Source organism: Bradyrhizobium sp. USDA 327, assembly GCF_041262065.1.
In the GTDB taxonomy this organism is placed as follows: Bacteria; Pseudomonadota; Alphaproteobacteria; order Rhizobiales; family Xanthobacteraceae; genus Bradyrhizobium; species Bradyrhizobium liaoningense.
This window is the reverse complement of record NZ_JBGCCW010000001.1, coordinates 164,100-181,254: the sequence shown is the minus strand read 5'-3', so window position 1 is coordinate 181,254 and position 17,155 is coordinate 164,100. Positions and strand designations below refer to the sequence as shown.

Here is a 17,155-nt window from a genome sequence, read left to right as displayed (position 1 = left end):
CCACTGTTGGACTTCACACTGTCGCGATCACCGCCAGGCCCTGGCAAAACGGTAAGCATCGCCGACCAGACCTGACCATGACCGCGTCTTGACAAAGGATTTGAGGCTCGCCTTCTCCTTCTCAACCTTGGGCGTACCATCGACGCGCACAAAGTTCTGCATCGCCTTGGAGATAAGCTGCGGATAAGTGAGAAAGAAATTTTCGGAGTGGGTATGCATGAGGGGTGGCAAATCCTTGTACTTCTTGAGATCTTTGATGACGAAAGAATCGTCCAACATCTTTTTGTAGATTGAGAGATTTGTTGCACTCATCGGTTCGCCGCGCGATTTGACCAGACCTATCGCTTCGGCCGCGATACGGCCCGATGTCATCGCGAGATTGGAGCCCTCACGATGAACGGCATTGTTGAGTTGGGCGGCATCGCCCACGACGACCCAGCCCTCCCCATAAAGCTGTGGGATCGATTTGTAACCGCCTTCGGGAATGAGATGCGCCGAATATTCCTTTACTTCGGACCCTGCTATCAGTGGCGCCACAGAGGGATGCCTTTTGAATTCATCGAGCAGGCCATACGGCGTTTGGCCCGTGCGTTGGAAGTCGGCGACGAGACAACCGATGCCAAGCGAAATGCACTCATTGTTGGCGTAGATGAAACCCATCCCGGTCATGCCGCGGGAAATGGTACCGGCAGCCTCTATCACGACGCCTTCATCCCCCTTAAGATTGAAGCGTGCTTCGATGGTTTCACGGGGCAAGAAGTGCATTTCCTTCACCGCGAGCGCAACGTTATCGGGTGCCGGACGGGCGCGCAGGCCCGCACGCGTGCCGAGCAAGCCATTGACCCCTTCGGCCAGAACGACGACGTCAGCATGTATCTCGCCGTCACGGCGATCTGTACGAACACCGACGACCCTGTTACGATCGTCCTGCGCGAGCTCTGTGACGGTGGTCTCGCAAAGCACGATCGCGCCAGCTTCCCGCACCTTTGAAGAAAACCATTTGTCAAACTGGGCGCGTATAATCGTATAGCGATTCGGCCTCTGCTCGTTGAAGTCCTCCGAACGGTAGTGCATGCCGACATGCGAGCGATCGTCCATCATCCAGAACCGCTGTTCGATCAGGTGGCGTTCGAGTGGCGCCTCCTCTCGAAACTCGGGGATCAGCTTTTCCATCATATCGGCATAGAGGATGGCCCCCTGCACATTTTTCGATCCGGGATATTCGCCCCGCTCGAGCTGCAGCACCTTCATGCCCTGTTTGGCCATCGTCAATGCCGCCGCGTTGCCGGCCATACCGGCTCCGACCACGATCGCATCGAATCTCTCTTCAATCATCAATATCTCCTCTAGACCGCGATCCTGGCGCGCGAATCTGGCAGAAGCCGCGCGCGAAATGCAGCCGTCAGGGCTGGCAACAATTGCATAGCATCACTGACGATCGCGAGATGGGCGAAGTCGAAGATCGGAGCGTTTTTGTCCGTGTTAACGGCGACGATCAGATCCGCGCCCTCGACGCCGACCCGGTGCTGGATCGCACCGGAAATGCCCGCGGCAATATAGAGCTTCGGCCGGATGGTTTTGCCTGTCTGACCGATTTGCCGGTCAGACGTAACCCAGCCCTTTTGCACGAGAGGACGCGAGCAGCCATATTCAGCCCCAAGCAGAGCTGCGAGCTCGCGTACCAACCGGAAGTTCTCAGGCGATCCCAGTCCAAGGCCGCCCGCAACCACAACATCGGCATAGGCCAGAGTGGAAGTTTCTGCATCGCGGTCGGGTAGGAAGGACAATACTTTCGTGACTATATCGTCTTCTACAAGGCCGAGCGGATGAACGACGATACGAGCGGCATCGCGCATAACGCGTGCAGGCATCGGCATCACTCGCGGGCGGACCGTGGCCATCTGCGGGCGGTAATTCAAGGTATAGATTGTGCAGAGCAACGAGCCGCCAAAAGTTGGCCGCGTCGCCGCAAGTGAACCGTCGGCGTCCACGTCCAGCGTGGTGCAGTCGGCAGTAAGCCCCGTCGATAGATTCGTCGCCACGGAACCTGCGAGATCGCGACCAAGCGTCGTGGCACCCAACAGTAATATCTCGGGCTTGTAGGTGTTGACGAGTTCGGTGAGCGCTTTCGTATAAGATTCGTTGCGGTAATCCGACAACACATTGTCGCTCACGAGATAGGCCAGATCGGCGCCGTAGCAAAAGGCTTCAAGTGCGGCGTTGCGTGTGTGCTGCCCCTCCGGACCGACAACGACAGCGGCAAGATTCACCTTTAGCCTGTCGGCAAGACCACGCCCCGCACCCATGAGCTCCCAGGAAACGGGATGCACTTGGCCCCGCTCCAGCTCGACGAAGACCCAGACGTGCTTGTACGACTTGAAGTGCTCCGGCAGTTCTTTTTTGGCTGCTCCGCGGCCGGCCCCTGCTGGCATCGCCGTTTTGCTGACCTTGCTCATAGTCTAAATTCCTCTGGAGATAGGCGCGCCCGCGCCACGGGTTGCTTTTTCGCTTTCGTTAACCGAAGTTCACTTTTGGCCGGCAAGTGGCTGGCTGCTCTGCCCGCCTGCGCGCTCGGACCAGTCGCACCACAATACGCGTCGTCGCAATTGGCGCACCCATTCGGCCGGCTTTGGAGGGATCTTGCAAACTGAATCCTTGGGTGCCGGGCTCGACGAGCGCCACCGTGGCCGGCCAGGACGAGGTGATCCTGACCGGCCACTTCCATGCCTTAGTTGACTAGTCCGTTCGCGGCGCCTCGCCGGTACCATCGATGGAGGTCCTGGCAAGGCTTCTGTCACGCGACCGTGCCGAGCCTCCAGCGCTGGCACTCCGTGTGGGAGGAGGGCACCACTTTTCGTAGCGCAGTTTCTATCTGCGATGAGATGCAGACACATTTGAGCGGGATCGGGGGCCGATTTGATGCGGACGCTACTGTGCATAGCCGCCGCAAGAGCCGCGCGAAGGGGACACCTATTATTGACTACCATCTCACCGTCACTACGAAACTGCGACCGCGTCAAAGACCGTTGCGAACAGACCTGACGGCATCGTAGGCCTCGATATGATGCCGCAGGGGGGCTCGGCAGGCAATGTAAGCAGCATCATGGGTCCTCCTTCAAACTCACCGCGGGCGCCACCATCTGTCGGCATCGATGATCAGATCAGCAGGACAACAGCAAGTGTCGTACCAGTTGCAAAGACGATTGAAGTCAGTGGGACGTATTGGCTTGCGCCACACATCAAACAGCTGCTGATACCTGGTCACGAATAATCCGGACATGGGTCGGGAATACGACAGCCGTTGGCCGGGCCATGACTAAGAGACTTGCCGCGATAAATAGAAAGCCGCATTAACGGAGCGCCTCGGCGTCCGCCGGACAGACTTCGCTTACAGTGGAACGCTAGGTCACTTCAACTCGCTCAAAGGAACGAAGGCCGCAGCCTTCTTGGAGTCTGAGACGGCATCCTTCAAAACCTTGAACACTCGCTCGTCGATCGGTGACGATGCCACGAAATCTCCATATGCCCGTTCCAGCATCGCCTTGCATCGAGTTCTGATTTCCGGCTCTGCGGCACCAGCAAATTTCTCCTGTGCGAGGTATTGTCCCATGCGCTTCAAAATGTGAAGGCGCGCGACATTCACGATCTTAGGGTCGTACTCGACGCCAAGCAGCGAAAAAAACTCCTCTGCCGATGAGGCCTTGCCGAGTCGATCTAGAATACCGGTTGCTGGGGATGAGCTGATCATCGAATATTCTCCTTCGGTTTAGCTCTGGTGAGCGCCCACATTGAGCGGATCCGAAACAGTAACGACAACGCGCCCGCGGGTTTTGCGGTTGCGCTCAATCTGATGAGAACTCGGTGACGGCGCGGAAAGACTTCTCATGACTGACACCTGAAGTTCGCGGGCCCGGTATATCCTAACACTTGGTTGACCTTTTCCATCGTTAGCTCCTGATGACTACACAGCCCGAAGACGGCATGGATATTGTGGCAAGGGACCACATATTTCATCGACACCCTTGCGTCGACCCTCGCGTCGGCGCCTCTTTCCCGGGTCCGTGCGGCACTCCATCATGGTAAGCGGAAGATCTGCTTCGATAATTGCGCGGACGCGATGTTTTTGTTGACCGCGCCCGCCGTTACCGCCGCAGTCTTTGTGATCCTAACGGCCGACCTAGTGCAAGAAGTCACGCTTCTCTTTATGACCTTGTTCAGCAAATGCATCGTGGCAAATGCGACAGCGCTATGAGGCCGAACGCGTTGCCCTTTGGTGCGACAGGTCCGTTGCGGCGCACCAACACGGGTGAACTGTAGCCTAGCACTCGATCTTGCCGCCTTAACCACACGGCCGTCCGCTCGCATCCAAGTTGGTGATCCGCGCCCTCCTCCGACCTGCGGCCTACAAATGCGCTGAAGCCTTTTCGGATAACGATGCGACTGCGGTCTCTCCTGGCGTTTCAGATGCCCGGCCGCTGGACACAGCCGGCCATGCTGCGGCCTGCAACAGCAAATCGCGCCGACGCTCGGCCATCCGGCTCTCACCGCTTTCTTCACCGAAACAGATGTTGAATTCGTTACATTGATTGCACACGGGTGTCGTGCACATCGCAAGGCCTTCGTCCTCGCAAAGCATGCGGTAGAAGAAGCGCTTCCAACGCATATTGTTGACATTGCTCGCGGCGAGCGGCGCGAAATGCCGGCTCATCACGAGCGAGAGTTCGCCACGATCACGCAAGCCGAGAGCTTCCCAAAGATGGTCCGGCTCCATGGCGCGGCGCGCGATCATCGCAGCCAGCCACCGGCCGATATCCCCTTCCGTCGAGCGATGCTTGAGCAACAGATCGCGAAGCATTGCGATCTCCTCATCCTCTTCCCGCTTGAAGGGCGCGGCCTGCTCCGGGGCCCTGATCCCGGTTGGGAGAAAGTGCTGCTCCAGTAAGACCGCCAATTCAACGCCGGACAGGCCAACTTTCTCAGACAGACAGCCACCATCCATCGTGGCAGCCGCCAGGATAGACGCCAGGGCATGGCGATCGAGATTGCTGTCGATGGCGATATCGGCATTTGCAGGATGTTCACCGGTGAGCAGCCGGTAGGTTGAAATTCCCTTGTGCAACTGGCTATTGGCGTCAGCAGCACAGGCAGTCGTGAACGGAAGGACGTGCGGCTCGGACATAACTCTGCGGTTTTTCACAATGCGTGGTTCGTCACGGCGCACTCTGGTTTTCGCGGCCGATCGTCAGTATGCCGGCCCCCCCCCGGGAAGGGGGGTGAGGGAGACCGGCATCTGTCGCTCGCCTTCGCAAGGCGGCGACTCGCGGCCTTTACGAGGCTGCGAGTTCGGCGGCGGTTTTGCCGATGATTGATTCATCCACGGCCTTTATAATGCCATGCTCCATCAGCATGTCCTCGAGCTCATCCATTGAGATCGGGGTCGGGATGATGCCCTTGCCGCCATTATTGTGAACCTTGGCCGCTAGTTTCCGATAGTGATCAGCCTGCTTGGAATCGGGTGCATATTCAAGCACCGTCATGCGACGCAGCTCTGCATGCTGCACCACATTGTCACGCGGCACGAAGTAGATCAGTTGAGTGCCAAGCTTCTTGGCCAACGCTTCCGCCAGTTCCAATTCCTTGTCGGTCTGCCGCTCGTTGCAGATCAGGCCGCCCAACCGCACCCCACCTGAGTTCGCGTATTTCAGGATCCCCTTGGAAATATTGTTTGCGGCATACATTGCCATCATTTCACCAGACATCACGATGTAGATCTCCTGCGCCTTGTTTTCGCGGATTGGCATCGCAAAGCCACCGCAAACAACGTCGCCAAGCACATCGTAAGAAACATAGTCAATGTTCTCGTAGGCTCCGTTCTCTTCAAGAAAATTGATCGAGGTGATGACACCGCGGCCGGCGCAGCCGACACCTGGCTCAGGGCCACCGGACTCAACGCAGCGAATGTCCTGGTAGCCAACCTTCATTACGTCCTCGAGCTCTAGATCCTCCACGCTGCCGGCGCTCGCGGCAAGACTCAAAATCGTGTCTTGAGCCTTGGCGTGCAGAATAAGGCGAGTCGAGTCCGCTTTCGGATCGCACCCTACAATCAGGATCTTCTGACCCATCTCTGCCAGCGCCGCTAGCGTGTTCTGCGAAGTGGTGGACTTGCCGATTCCGCCCTTCCCGTAGAAGGCGATTTGTCTTAGTGAAGCCATGCTGCTCTCCATCAACCGATTTGCCAAACGTTGCGCGCTTCTTTTGCGAGCTTTGCTTCCCTCGCAGAAGCGGGGGCACACGGGTTCAAGGGAAGGAGCGCATCGCTCGCCTTACACGTCGGCGTGCACTCAGCCCTCACTCAGTGTTGCTGCCGCTTATCAGCAACAGCCGTGCCAAGGTCTAACCCGGCACCTTAAGCTTCTGATTACGTTTCCAAAAGCAACCAGCCGGCGCGCGATCGTAGGCTGTTTTGGATCTGACAAGATCTGCCCGGCTGTCAGACAACGAACAAACAATCGCAAACATGAACGCCAACAGCCAAATAGGCTGACTTAGCCGATGCCGCCATTGTGGAACAGAACTTGCTGCCGCTCGCGCAAGCTCAGCCATGTGAGGAGTAAAGATGCCGGACGGAGTCAAAATGAGACGGGCCAGCGGCTTTGCAAATTCGCTGAGGGCGCACCATGCGCTGATATTGACGTTGACTGTCAAGAACTTCGAATGGCTCCCGGGAAGCAGCAGCCCTGTGCTATTCGCCCAGCATAGCACGCCTACATAGGTACGCCGTGGCTACAATCATCTTTTATCAGAAGCCCGGCTGCGCCACGAACGCGCGTCAGATTCAAGCGCTAAAGTCCGCCGGTCATGACGTGGTCGTCCAGGACATCTTGAAGGAGCCATGGCATGCGGACGAATTGCGCAGCTTCTTTCGCAATATGCCCGTCGGCTCCTGGTTCAACCGAGCCGCGCCTCGTGTCAAGTCGGGCGAAGTCAATCTCGATTCTATCGACGCGGCGAGCGCACTCGCATTGATGGTGAGTGATCCACTCCTGATACGACGACCGTTGATCGACTTAGACGGAATACGATGTGCCGGGCTCGATCGCGAGCCCGCGCTGTCGCTGCTTGGCCACCAGACGCAGGAGCATCTCCAGGGATGCCTGCACCAAGCAACTCGCACGCGCTGCCCGAAGATGGGATCAAGCGAATGAGCCTGTTCCGGACGATCACACCAGAAGAATGACGTTCTCGACTTGCGGCTTGCTTGGCGCGAGTATTTCCTTTAGCAAAACGTGTTTCGCAGCTGTGATCCTGATGCAACTGAGCGGCACGATCGCTCCCATATTTGATTGGTATCAAATCTTTCGCCGTTCCTTATGTGTGACAGAGACCTTGCGCGGCTTCTCGCGCGACTTTTGGAATGGAGAATTCGATGAGAGCAAGAACAGTCCTGGCAACTGTATCGGTCTTCGCGCTAGCGACCTCGTTGGCCAGCAACTCGGTACGTGGTGCTGATCTGGGTCCGGCGCCGGTCTACTATAAAGCTCCCCCTATTGAACCCCGCAACCCGTGGATGATCCGCCTGCGCGTGCTTGGCGTTTTGCCGGATACCGCAGGCAGTTCCGTCAACGTTCCAGGGACGCCGTTGCTGTCATCACCCAACTCTGGGCTTTCGATCAGCGATCAAGCTATACCAGAGCTCGACATCACCTATTTCTTCACAGCTAACTTAGCCGCCGAACTCATTCTCGGCGTGACCAGCCATCACGTCAGCGGCAATGGCGCGCTCACAGGGCTCGATATCGGCAAAGCCTGGCTCTTGCCTCCTACACTGACCCTGCAATATCACTTCACCGATTTTGGGCCGCTTAAGCCCTATGTCGGCGCGGGCATCAACTACACTGTATTCTTCAACCAATCGGCAGCCAATACTTCGCTCGCCGGGCTTTCCGTCACGGATCTAAACATCAAAAACCAATTCGGCGCGGCAGTCCAATTCGGTTTCGATTACATGCTCGATCGCCACTGGGGCCTCAACTTTGACGTTAAAAAGCTGTGGCTGCGGCCGGAGTACTCGGCCACCTTAAACAATGCGATTGCCGTTACGGGCCGCGCCCATATTGATCCATGGCTCGTCAGCGGCGGCGTCGCTTACAAGTTCTGACGTTAGAGCAGAGCCAGAGTGGAGAGGCCGTTTGATAAACTCGGATCCCAGCAGGATCATCGAGCTCGTCTCCTACTCTCGCCGGACTGACACGGAAAGCCGGCTGACGCGCCATCGACGCGTCAGCTCGCAAGAGAGGGAACCGCTGGCGTTGCTCGCGCTGCAAGTTACGAATCGCGCAGCACGTGAGTAACATTACACAAACGTCGACTCAGAATATGATCATACGTCTGTTTCGCCACGCTTAAGACCGAAGCCATTTTCCCATTTGCCTGATAAGAAGGCGATACGCCGCTGACAGCCTAATCTTGGCCGCGAAGTGCCCGGTTAATCTCAGACGATCCGCCCCCCAACGTCGAGCCGACCATGCTAGCTAACCCGGCAAGCGGCCGCCAAGCGACGCCTCTAGCTTCGCTTGAGCACTATCACAAGCCGGTCGACACGTTGGCCGTGCTTGAGGTGGGATATGACGATCTCGTCGACATCCTCAGGCGTGGTCGCGCGATACCAGACTCCGTCGGGATAGACAACCAGCAAAGGACCAGAGTTACAAAAGCCAAGGCAGCCCGCAGTCGCGAAGCCAATATCGTCGAGGCCTTGCGCTTCGATCGCCTTGCCCATTCGATCCCACAGAGCTTGCGCGCCGGAGGCGCCACAACTGCCGTGGGGATGGTTTGGCGGACGCTGCGTGTTGCACGCAAAGACATGGTGCCTATAGAGTTGAGGGAGATGAAATTCTTTTTCTGAGTTCACGCGCCTATCCTCTGATAGTGAATTTCAGCTGTCGGGATGAGATGTGAGCGCATAGCCGCCCGCAATGTCCAACGATGACCGTCCATTGGCGCATGGACACCTGCTGACACCAACTCCCGCTTGCGAAGGCAGTCGGAATGGTCGGGCGCCTTACTCGCTGTCGTCGCTGAGATGAGCGATAGGCACCTTCACGTCCGAAGGTCGCCTGCTGATCAATGACAACCTCTTCTCCCGGCATCGAGACCTCTCATTCATGCAACAATCCCCCCGATCAACTTTCTCGAAGAGCAAGTTGCACACCAAATGCGTCATAGCGCGCCTCACAATTGAGGGAAGTTGCGGCAATGCCGACGTTCTCGCCGCTATCAGCGATTGAATGCCCATGGCCTCGCTCAGAACAATAATGTCGGCCGGAGAGACGGCGTCGCCCTCGATCTGTTCACTCATCAAATCGCGGTTACCGGTTCGCTCAACCCGGCCCCGCCGTTTCCTGCTTTAAGGTATCGACAGCAGTTCGGCTCAACCGGAATACCCCGCGGCCACGAGCGAGCGGCTGATAAGCCGAGCTGGCACGGGTGTTGAGGACATCGAACCACCCGTTCGGAGTGAGCTTCCCTGGACGCTGGCCGATTTGTATCACCCGCCCATTCGGGGCGAAGCGGACGTGGATGATGATTTGTTGCAAGCTCATACCGATTCCTTATTTTGGCCGCTTACGATCACGAGCTGACACCCGACAAGCTCGACTGTAATGTGGTCGATTTCGAATATCTTAGCGGGACTCCTTCACGTGATTGCAGATGCGCGTCGTAGCACTGCTCGACCATGCGACACCACTCCAAGACATCATCGGTAGGCTTGCACAGCACTGCGCCGTATTCGGCCGGCTCATTGCTCACGGCCCAACATTCCTTTGGCCAATGCGATCCCGGTCGCCCGCGTTGAGTGTCGAACTCACGCATCACGCCCCGCCCGCGGCGCAGCTGGACAAAGGGACCCATGCCGTCGCTATCGGCAGCAAGCAGCCGTTCGATCTCGATCAATTCCTCGGTCGTGATCGCCATCGTCGTTCTTCTATCCTCGGGGACGGTGGTCCTTCATTGCCAGAACAGGCGCTCAGGATCCGCATTCAATTCGTCGATTGCAGGGATCAAGCGATGATAGAGGCTGTAAAATTCCCAGACTCCCCCCGCATGATTTTTGCGAAACAGCTTCCAGATCCCGGTCACGCCATCATAAAGGATCAGCGCGACATCGACGAGCGCGCCATCCTTGTCGATATTGCGCGAGCAGCAGGGACTCTCGATGCAGTAGCCGCCCCACACGGGCGTCACGTTTGGCGAGACGTAGAGATAGCGCTTCCGCGCGCTCAAGCCGCGTTCGATCCGTTTGCGATCAAGCTCGTTGGGATGACGCGCCAACCCCGGTTTTACTTTCCTCATCAGTGCGGAATTCATGATGAAAGCCTCCCTTCAATGCCTTTTTATGTTCTCTTGAACTCCAGCAGATGAGCAGCTCCTCACCAAAATCAACGATAAAGATAGGCTCATGCGCTTTGTTGTTGAGAGTATCGATGACGGTCTGGCGGCTCGGCCTGGCGGCGAGCGAAGCTCCGTCCGTCTCCGTATCGACCGATGAGCGGTGCTTGATCAGGTCGGCTGTCGGTTTACCCCGCTGGCCCCACCAATATTTTGGAAAACCTCGCTGAGTCATGACTCCTCCGGTAGTGGCAAATCATCGACCTCCTCGCCTGCATCCACTGGCTCAAGTTCCTTGCGTTTCATGCCAACGCGGTGGCCGCTTTCCAAAAACTCCACGCCGTAGATGTAGAATTGCTGCAAGAACGTGCCGATCGAGACGACGTAGCCCACCTCCCCCTTCTTGACCAAGACGTCTCCGATCTCCTTGCCGGGATAGGTGCCATCATTCCGGATGACGCGATTGGCGCGAAGCTTTTGGCCAAAGCTGAAGGCGGGTGGGTCGCTTAGCTCGACGGCGTCGCTATCCCGGAGAATTCTGTTCATATTTCGCTCCTCATGCACCGACGGCGCGGGGGCACGCCGAGGGGACACTCTGCTCCGCATCACGAGGCGCCCTCGAGCGCCGAAATGTCGCCAGGCTGTGCTGCCCGCCAGCAACAGCCCCATCGCAGGAATCCAGAGCGGCCACCGTCCGTAAGAGCAGACGCCGGCGCCTGCGGAGCCGCCAGTTCGCAGCGCGACGTTTGGGACGTGTTCAGCACCAGCGATTGCATTGCCGGTCAGGCTCCACACTTCAGACGGGCGCCTGGTAGCGAGGCAAGGCCCTGTCAACCACGCAGGTGTTGTCGACCGGACAGGCAGCGGCACATTGCGGTTCGTCAAAATGCCCCACGCATTCGCTGCATTTCGCCGCTTCAATGACAAAGTTTCCCCCCTTCTCCGAAATAGCAACGTTCGGGCATAAAGGCTCGCAAGCTGAGCAGCTCGTGCACTGCGAGGCGATGATTTTGAATGGCACATATTCCTCCTTACGCCGCAGAGATCCGATCTCCAGGCCAACGCGGGGGCACGCCGCGCTGCACATGCTGGATCTCCCCGCGCTTTACTTTGCCGACATAGGCCCTGAACCAAGCGATCGTCGACTTCTCAATGTACTCATAGGCGAATTGATCGACCGGCTCGATCCCAGCCTTGATCAGGCCGCTCTTGGGGCAGCCGCCGATCTTAGCCACGAAGACCGCGTGGCAGTCACGGATGTCGCGCATGATCACGGATAGCCTATCTTCCTCGCCATAGCCGGCCTGGCAGTAACCCTCCACACGACGTAGCCCGACGAACTTGGCGCCGGATGTGGAGAGCTCGTACAGTTGGAATTCCTTTGCATGTCCAAAGTGCTCGTTGATCAATCCCGAGCCCTTAGTTGCGACGGCTACTAGAACAGTGATCGCGCTCATCTCTCCGGAGACTCCCGCCAACTCCTTTTGACCGGCCGCGACTTTGGAGACGCGCTCATTCTCTACCCTTTTTTGATAAGCCTTGCGCATCTCTAGGTCATAATGGACGTCCATTTTCATCACCTGATCATTGGTGAACTCCGCGCTGCGATCCTCGCCGAGTAGACCGACCGCATCAGCGCGGCACTGCCGGCAATGCCGCATCATGTTTATCTTCCCTTCGCAAGCATCTTGCAGCGTCTTCAATTCTTGAGCCGTCGGACCGCGCTGACCGTTGAGGCCAAATGCTGTTCCGTGCTCGGGTACGGAGATCAGCGGCATGATATTGTGAAGGAAGGCACCGCGCGACGTGACCGCCTTGTTGACCTCGACCAGGTGGTCATCATTGATATTGGGGATCATCACCGAGTTGATCTTGCACAAAATGCCCCGTTCGCTAAGCATCTCGAGCCCTTGAAGCTGGCGATTGGTGAGTATCCTTGCCGCCTCGATGCCGGTGTATCGCTTGTGGTTGAAGAAGATCCATGGATAAATCTTGGCTCCGATTTCAGGATCGACCATGTTGATGGTGATGGTGACGTGGTCAACTTTGGCCCTCACGATGGTATCGACATAGTCTGGCAGCGCTAGTCCGTTGGTTGACAGACACAGCTTGATGTCAGGAGCAGCCTCGGTGACCAACGCGAGCGTTTTGAACGTCTTTGCTGGATTGGCCAGGGCATCGCCGGGACCAGCGATGCCAAGTACCGTCATCTGCGGAATGGTCGTCGCGACCGCGATCACTTTTCTCACTGCCTGCTCAGGGGTGAGCTTCTCGCTCACCACACCCGGACGCGATTCATTGGCGCAGTCGTATTTTCGGTTGCAGTAGTTGCACTGGATATTGCAGGCAGGTGCGACCGCGACATGCATGCGAGCGTAATGATGGTGCGCATCCTCGCTGTAACAGGGATGGTTTTTCACCCTTTCCCAGATTTCGACCGGCAGATCGCCTCGGCCGGCCTGCGAGCCGCAGCTCGCCCGCCCGGTCTTCGCCGAAGCGCGGCAGCCCTTATGCTCGGTTATGGACTGCATGATCTTCCCGCTATTGACCGCTGCTTTGATATATTTTCCGCGCTCCACGACCGAGATCACTCCCCTGCAAGCATCGACGCCCACAGATCATCCTAGAGCGCGCTTCAGGAAGATTAGCAACTTGCATGCCGTGGCGAGGATGATGCGAATGCAACCACAGTACACCGAGTAGGCGCAGCGATAGCGTTGGCACTTGCAAGACAGCAATGATGAGCTTGTTGGCAAAGCGACAGATGCGTCGCCATTCTCACTCGGGGCTCCATCTCGTGTGCTTTTCACTCTCGCGGGGCTCGCCCCGATCCAGCTCATCTGAACGGGCTTTCGCGCGCTGCCGCTCTCAATTGGCCCGATCCGAACTGGGGAAGCCGGACATCATAAGGCCAATACTAGGGCAACACGCGTCCGAATATGACAGGCAGCAATGAGGGCCAAAGATGATGGTGCAATCGCCTTGTCCCGACTGGCTGAGTAAACCCCGCCTCATCAATGCCGTCGCGGCGGACCGACGTTTGCTGATCTTGATATGCTGCGCCGCAGCCAGTCGACCCCCAAAGCCCCGAGACAGCGCCGACTTACCGGCGAATAAGCCGACCGATGCATCTGGTGTGCTCAGCACATCGCATTTTCAATTCCCTGATGCCAGGACGAGAGAGACGACAATGATCTCGGTCCCCAGGGCGGGCGCCAAGGTCCGCGAGAGTAACCTTTGCATCCGCCGCATCGACAGCGCTCATCTCCGTGAGCGCTTCATGGATCGTCGCCGCTCTCATCCCGCTTCTTCGCGTCGATTGTGATCGGTAACCGTGTGTCGCTCGCCATCTCGGGCAAATCGAGCACCCAACCGTTAGCGACTTTGATCCAGCCGCCCCATAGGGTCTCGTACTCGGAGGCCACGATTGACTCTTCGATATCCTTTTTTGGCACGTAGATTGACAAGCCCGTGTCCGGAGAGCGGCGGATCATGATTTTCACGAGGTCTGCTCCCTGACCGTGGCGCGGGAGCTGGCGCGCATGCGAGTCACGATATCTGACACAGCGCACACGGCCTCATCGACTTCGGCGAGGGAGGTTTCGCGCGAAAGAGAAAAGCGCACGGCGCCGTGCATCCGCCACGCAGGCACCTGCATGGCACGCAGAACATGCGATGGCTGCATTGAGCCCGACCTGCAGGCTGACCCGAGCGATACGGCGATGCCCGCCCGGTTAAGACGGTGGGCAATCGCTTCACCTTCGAGATGGTCGAAGGCAATATTAGTCGTATTCGCCAAACGATTGCGAATGTCGCCAAGCACAACGCACTCGCCATTGCGCAAAATTCCCTGCTCAAGGCGGTCACGTAACGCGCCAATGCGGATGCGCTCGGGTTCAAGCCGCTCCGCCGCAAGTTCGATAGCTTTTCCTAGTCCGACGATTCCGGGAATATTCTCGGTCCCAGCGCGCCGCCCTCGTTCCTGTGATCCGCCGCAGATCAGCGGCTGGAATTTTGTCCCTTTACGCAAATATAACGCACCTACCCCCTTCGGGCCGTGCAGTTTGTGCGCGGATAGTGAAAGCATGTCGATCGTGCTGTCCTTTAGGTTTAAGCGTACTTTACCAATGGCCTGCACCGCATCTGTGTGAAATAGCGCTCCCGCCTCACGGGTCCACCCGGCCAGACACTTCACGGGAAATATCGTTCCGGTCTCGTTATTGGCCCACATAACCGAGGCAATCGCTGTGCGTGGCCCAAGCGCGCAGCGAAACGCCTCGATGTCGAGCCGGCCGCAAGCATCTACGGCAATAATGCGCGTCTTGACTCCCCTTGCCGCCAATTGCTCCGTTAGCGCAAGTACGGCGGAGTGCTCAACCGAAGTGGTGACAACCTCGTCTCGACCTTCCTGGGTTGCAAGTGCCGAGAGGATTGCGGCATTATTGGCTTCGGTCCCTCCCGAGGTGAAGACGATTTCGTGATCGTATGCACTACCTAGCAGGCCGCTCAAGCTTCTCCGTGCCTGCCTCACCGCAATTGCGGCCTCGTTGCCAAAGGCATGCGCGGACGAGGCATTGCCGAATTGCTCAGTGAAGAAAGGCAACATGGTTTGCACGACGGATGGATCAGTTCGCGTCGTTGCATTGTTATCGAGGTAAATCGGCGCTCGATTCTCGCTCACTGCACCACCCCGCCTGCAGCAACAACGAGGACCAGGCGATCCAAACCTCCGATCTTACCTACCAGGTGCCCCTGAATCCCTTCTAGACTCACGCTCGGAAGCTTGTACGGCTTGCCAGCATTGTCGAGCCGCGCCAAGAGCATGCTGCTATCGTGCCGATCAGCTAACAGGCGCCAGCTTCGGCTTGGCGATTGGGTCCGATCTCTTCGTTCGCGCAGCGAACGGGACCCTCTCGCATCGTGGGGATCGACGAGTTCTTCAGTCGGTCTGGTTCGGCCGGTGTGGTTCATTGCCCTTTCCTTATCGCCTGATCAATGTTTCCATCAGCCGAATGATTTTCCACAGGAGCAGTTGGTGGCCGCGTTCGGGTTATGAAAGGTAAAGCCAGAGCTCTCCGGTGCCAGCACGAAATCGATGGTTGTGCCGGCCAGATGCTCTCGGCTCTTGCTATCGACAAACACCTTGAGCCCATCGCAGTCGATCACGGTGTCGTCAGGCTTTGGCTCATCGGCGATGCCCATCTTGTATTTGAATCCATTGCAGCCGCCTGCTTCGATCATGACGCGCAGACCACCCGCCCGCCGCTCCGAAGATGAAATCGCGCTCTTGATTGCATTGACTGCGCTATCGGTCAGGTTGATCACGTCTTTGCCTCGTCAGCTTAGGCCCAGCTAAGAGCAAGTCACGTGCCAGCGCGCAGACGCCTGATGATGCTCATTTCCGCGCCCCTTGGCTGGCAACGGATGTCGGGTTCCTGACAAGGCACGTAAGGCGGTGCCAGCCACCGGCGCGTTTTCTTTCCGAGCTTCACTGAACGCCGCCACGCAGGCGACGGCAGGCAATTTGCATCGCATCTGGCTCCGACAACGCGTCGGTGAAGAGCATAGATCAAGGACAGATTTAATGACCGCTATCGAGAACACTGCACTCGGCAGACTTGAGAAGGAGAGCCGCCTTCTCAACGCCGTATTCAAAGGCGCGACCACCAAGCCGGGTCGGTTCGGCTTTCGCGGCGACGTCGCACTAAAGTTCCAGACTCAGGTCGCGGACGAGAAACGACCGCCAGACTATTCCATTGAGCAGGTTCTGACGATCGCCCAAAACGGAGAACGCACTATCCCCGTGCTGGCCGGCTACCTACATTCCTTCGCGTATCTTGTTGACGTCGCGACCGTCCTCGACGGTGCCTTGAGCCCAATCGGCAGCTATTTCATTTTCTGCAACAACATCGATTTGCTGGCGAAGTATCGAGTTAAGCTCGGCGATATTAACTTCCACGTCTTACCCTGCGATGAATCCACGGTTTGGAAGGAGATGATGGACTTGGTCGGGCTGAACAAGGACGACATCAAGAAGCTCGATCCGGCCGGCAAGCTTGATTACCTCCTCGATGCCACAAGGGATCTCGATCTATCCTATGAGGAAATCTCGTATGACGACGGACTAAAGAGGATGGAGGCTGTGAAAAACCGCAACGAGAACCGCCCGGTCTGAGGGCGGTCTTCAGTTGTTGGCTCATGCATCGTCCTCCGCGAGATGCACACCGACGGCGCAGATGTCGCCATCCACAACTACCAACGCGATCGGCGTAAGCGCTCTACCTTGACATGGACCTTCGACGCACCGCCCGGTGCCGAGTTCGAAGGTCGAACCGTGCTTGCCGCACATCAGCCGGATACCGTTTGGATCGAGGAATTCGTTCTGCTCCCAGTCCAAATTGACGCTGTGGTGCGGGCATTTATTGACATAGCCAAGCACCTTCTTGCCCCATCGCACCACAATGATGGGCCACGGCCGGTGATTGCCGTCATCTTCGAGGACCATAAGATGAAATCCGATGGCCTGGCGGCTCGGAATGTCGTTAAAGCTGCAAATCGCATAGACGAGAGTTGGCTGCATAGGTTGCTCTTGCAAGACTTAATTGTCGCTGTGCAATTGCCCCTGCAATAACCGTACGAGCGCCGAAACGAATCGTGTCTGGTCATCCGACGCGCAAACTTGGCTATTTCAGCAGATCTCGTTGCACAGCGGCGTATATTTCAGACAAAGGAACATTGAGCCTTCTCGTTCCCTCCGTGCTAGCTG

At 57.4% G+C, this 17,155-nt stretch carries 20 protein-coding genes; 3 read left to right on the top strand and 17 right to left on the bottom strand.

What is annotated here, in order from left to right; translation table 11 throughout:
* Positions 1-27: 27 nt before the first annotated feature.
* The 6 genes from ABIA42_RS00860 to ABIA42_RS00835 form a co-directional block, all read right to left on the bottom strand.
* The gene (locus ABIA42_RS00860) at positions 28-1,335 is read right to left on the bottom strand and encodes an FAD-dependent monooxygenase (RefSeq protein ID WP_370115797.1); all 1,308 of its coding nucleotides are present in this window, start codon (positions 1,333-1,335) and stop codon (positions 28-30) included.
* An 11-nt stretch (positions 1,336-1,346) separates the two neighbouring features.
* The gene (locus ABIA42_RS00855) at positions 1,347-2,456 is read right to left on the bottom strand and encodes an electron transfer flavoprotein subunit alpha/FixB family protein (protein ID WP_014497958.1); all 1,110 of its coding nucleotides are present in this window, start codon (positions 2,454-2,456) and stop codon (positions 1,347-1,349) included.
* A gap of 950 nt (positions 2,457-3,406) precedes the next feature.
* The gene (nifW, locus tag ABIA42_RS00850; RefSeq protein WP_011084580.1) at positions 3,407-3,748 is read right to left on the bottom strand and encodes a nitrogenase stabilizing/protective protein NifW; all 342 of its coding nucleotides are present in this window, start codon (positions 3,746-3,748) and stop codon (positions 3,407-3,409) included.
* A 654-nt stretch (positions 3,749-4,402) separates the two neighbouring features.
* Positions 4,403-5,221 carry a nitrogen fixation protein NifQ gene (locus ABIA42_RS00845; RefSeq protein ID WP_018647473.1) on the bottom strand — a complete coding sequence of 273 codons (819 nt, stop codon included), beginning with the start codon at positions 5,219-5,221 and terminating at the stop codon, positions 4,403-4,405.
* A 106-nt stretch (positions 5,222-5,327) separates the two neighbouring features.
* Positions 5,328-6,212 (bottom strand): nitrogenase iron protein, encoded by an 885-nt coding sequence (nifH, locus tag ABIA42_RS00840; protein ID WP_011084578.1) that lies wholly within the window; start codon positions 6,210-6,212, stop codon positions 5,328-5,330.
* Between the two features lie 181 nt (positions 6,213-6,393).
* Positions 6,394-6,705 (bottom strand): hypothetical protein, encoded by a 312-nt coding sequence (locus ABIA42_RS00835; RefSeq protein ID WP_161170736.1) that lies wholly within the window; start codon positions 6,703-6,705, stop codon positions 6,394-6,396.
* 74 nt (positions 6,706-6,779) lie between these two features.
* Here ABIA42_RS00835 and ABIA42_RS00830 point away from each other — a divergent pair, with 74 nt between their 5' ends.
* Together ABIA42_RS00830 and ABIA42_RS00825 are read left to right on the top strand one after the other, a co-directional pair.
* Positions 6,780-7,205 carry an ArsC/Spx/MgsR family protein gene (locus ABIA42_RS00830; protein ID WP_011084576.1) on the top strand — a complete coding sequence of 142 codons (426 nt, stop codon included), beginning with the start codon at positions 6,780-6,782 and terminating at the stop codon, positions 7,203-7,205.
* A 209-nt stretch (positions 7,206-7,414) separates the two neighbouring features.
* On the top strand, positions 7,415-8,158 hold the full coding sequence (locus ABIA42_RS00825; RefSeq protein WP_018647470.1) for an OmpW family protein: 744 nt from the start codon (positions 7,415-7,417) through the stop codon (positions 8,156-8,158).
* A 405-nt stretch (positions 8,159-8,563) separates the two neighbouring features.
* Here the strand turns inward: ABIA42_RS00825 and ABIA42_RS00820 are convergent, their stop codons facing one another.
* From ABIA42_RS00820 to ABIA42_RS00775, 10 genes are all read right to left on the bottom strand, one after another.
* Complete coding sequence (locus tag ABIA42_RS00820) at positions 8,564-8,911, bottom strand: ferredoxin (RefSeq protein ID WP_011084574.1); 348 nt, start codon at positions 8,909-8,911, stop codon at positions 8,564-8,566.
* A gap of 719 nt (positions 8,912-9,630) precedes the next feature.
* Positions 9,631-9,975 carry a hypothetical protein gene (locus tag ABIA42_RS00815; RefSeq protein WP_011084572.1) on the bottom strand — a complete coding sequence of 115 codons (345 nt, stop codon included), beginning with the start codon at positions 9,973-9,975 and terminating at the stop codon, positions 9,631-9,633.
* A gap of 33 nt (positions 9,976-10,008) precedes the next feature.
* Positions 10,009-10,368: a DUF3024 domain-containing protein gene (locus ABIA42_RS00810; protein WP_018647468.1), complete on the bottom strand. Its 360-nt coding sequence runs from the start codon at positions 10,366-10,368 to the stop codon at positions 10,009-10,011.
* On the bottom strand, positions 10,307-10,624 hold the full coding sequence (locus tag ABIA42_RS00805; protein WP_370115800.1) for a hypothetical protein: 318 nt from the start codon (positions 10,622-10,624) through the stop codon (positions 10,307-10,309). Before ABIA42_RS00805 ends, ABIA42_RS00810 begins: the two co-directional genes overlap by 62 nt.
* Entirely contained in the window at positions 10,621-10,935 is a 315-nt protein-coding gene (locus ABIA42_RS00800; protein WP_026312710.1) for a nitrogen fixation protein NifZ, read from the bottom strand. Before ABIA42_RS00800 ends, ABIA42_RS00805 begins: the two co-directional genes overlap by 4 nt.
* A gap of 250 nt (positions 10,936-11,185) precedes the next feature.
* Positions 11,186-11,410: a 4Fe-4S binding protein gene (locus ABIA42_RS00795; protein WP_011084569.1), complete on the bottom strand. Its 225-nt coding sequence runs from the start codon at positions 11,408-11,410 to the stop codon at positions 11,186-11,188.
* Positions 11,411-11,420: 10 nt separating this feature from the next.
* Positions 11,421-12,920 (bottom strand): nitrogenase cofactor biosynthesis protein NifB, encoded by a 1,500-nt coding sequence (gene nifB, locus ABIA42_RS00790; protein ID WP_011084568.1) that lies wholly within the window; start codon positions 12,918-12,920, stop codon positions 11,421-11,423.
* 747 nt (positions 12,921-13,667) lie between these two features.
* Positions 13,668-13,892: a putative nitrogen fixation protein NifT gene (gene nifT / locus ABIA42_RS00785; protein ID WP_011084566.1), complete on the bottom strand. Its 225-nt coding sequence runs from the start codon at positions 13,890-13,892 to the stop codon at positions 13,668-13,670.
* Positions 13,889-15,070, bottom strand: coding sequence for a cysteine desulfurase NifS (gene nifS, locus ABIA42_RS00780; RefSeq protein ID WP_370115802.1), 1,182 nt, complete (start codon positions 15,068-15,070; stop codon positions 13,889-13,891). The genes nifT and nifS overlap by 4 nt, the downstream gene beginning before the upstream one ends.
* Positions 15,071-15,393: 323 nt before the next feature.
* On the bottom strand, positions 15,394-15,714 hold the full coding sequence (locus ABIA42_RS00775) for an iron-sulfur cluster assembly accessory protein (protein WP_011084564.1): 321 nt from the start codon (positions 15,712-15,714) through the stop codon (positions 15,394-15,396).
* A 259-nt stretch (positions 15,715-15,973) separates the two neighbouring features.
* On the opposite strand from ABIA42_RS00775, the gene ABIA42_RS00770 reads away from it, so the two are divergent.
* Positions 15,974-16,564 (top strand): hypothetical protein, encoded by a 591-nt coding sequence (locus ABIA42_RS00770; protein WP_014497969.1) that lies wholly within the window; start codon positions 15,974-15,976, stop codon positions 16,562-16,564.
* 21 nt (positions 16,565-16,585) lie between these two features.
* Here ABIA42_RS00770 and ABIA42_RS00765 read toward each other — a convergent pair whose 3' ends face one another.
* The gene (locus ABIA42_RS00765) at positions 16,586-16,969 is read right to left on the bottom strand and encodes a Rieske 2Fe-2S domain-containing protein (protein ID WP_011084562.1); all 384 of its coding nucleotides are present in this window, start codon (positions 16,967-16,969) and stop codon (positions 16,586-16,588) included.
* Positions 16,970-17,155 lie beyond the last annotated feature (186 nt).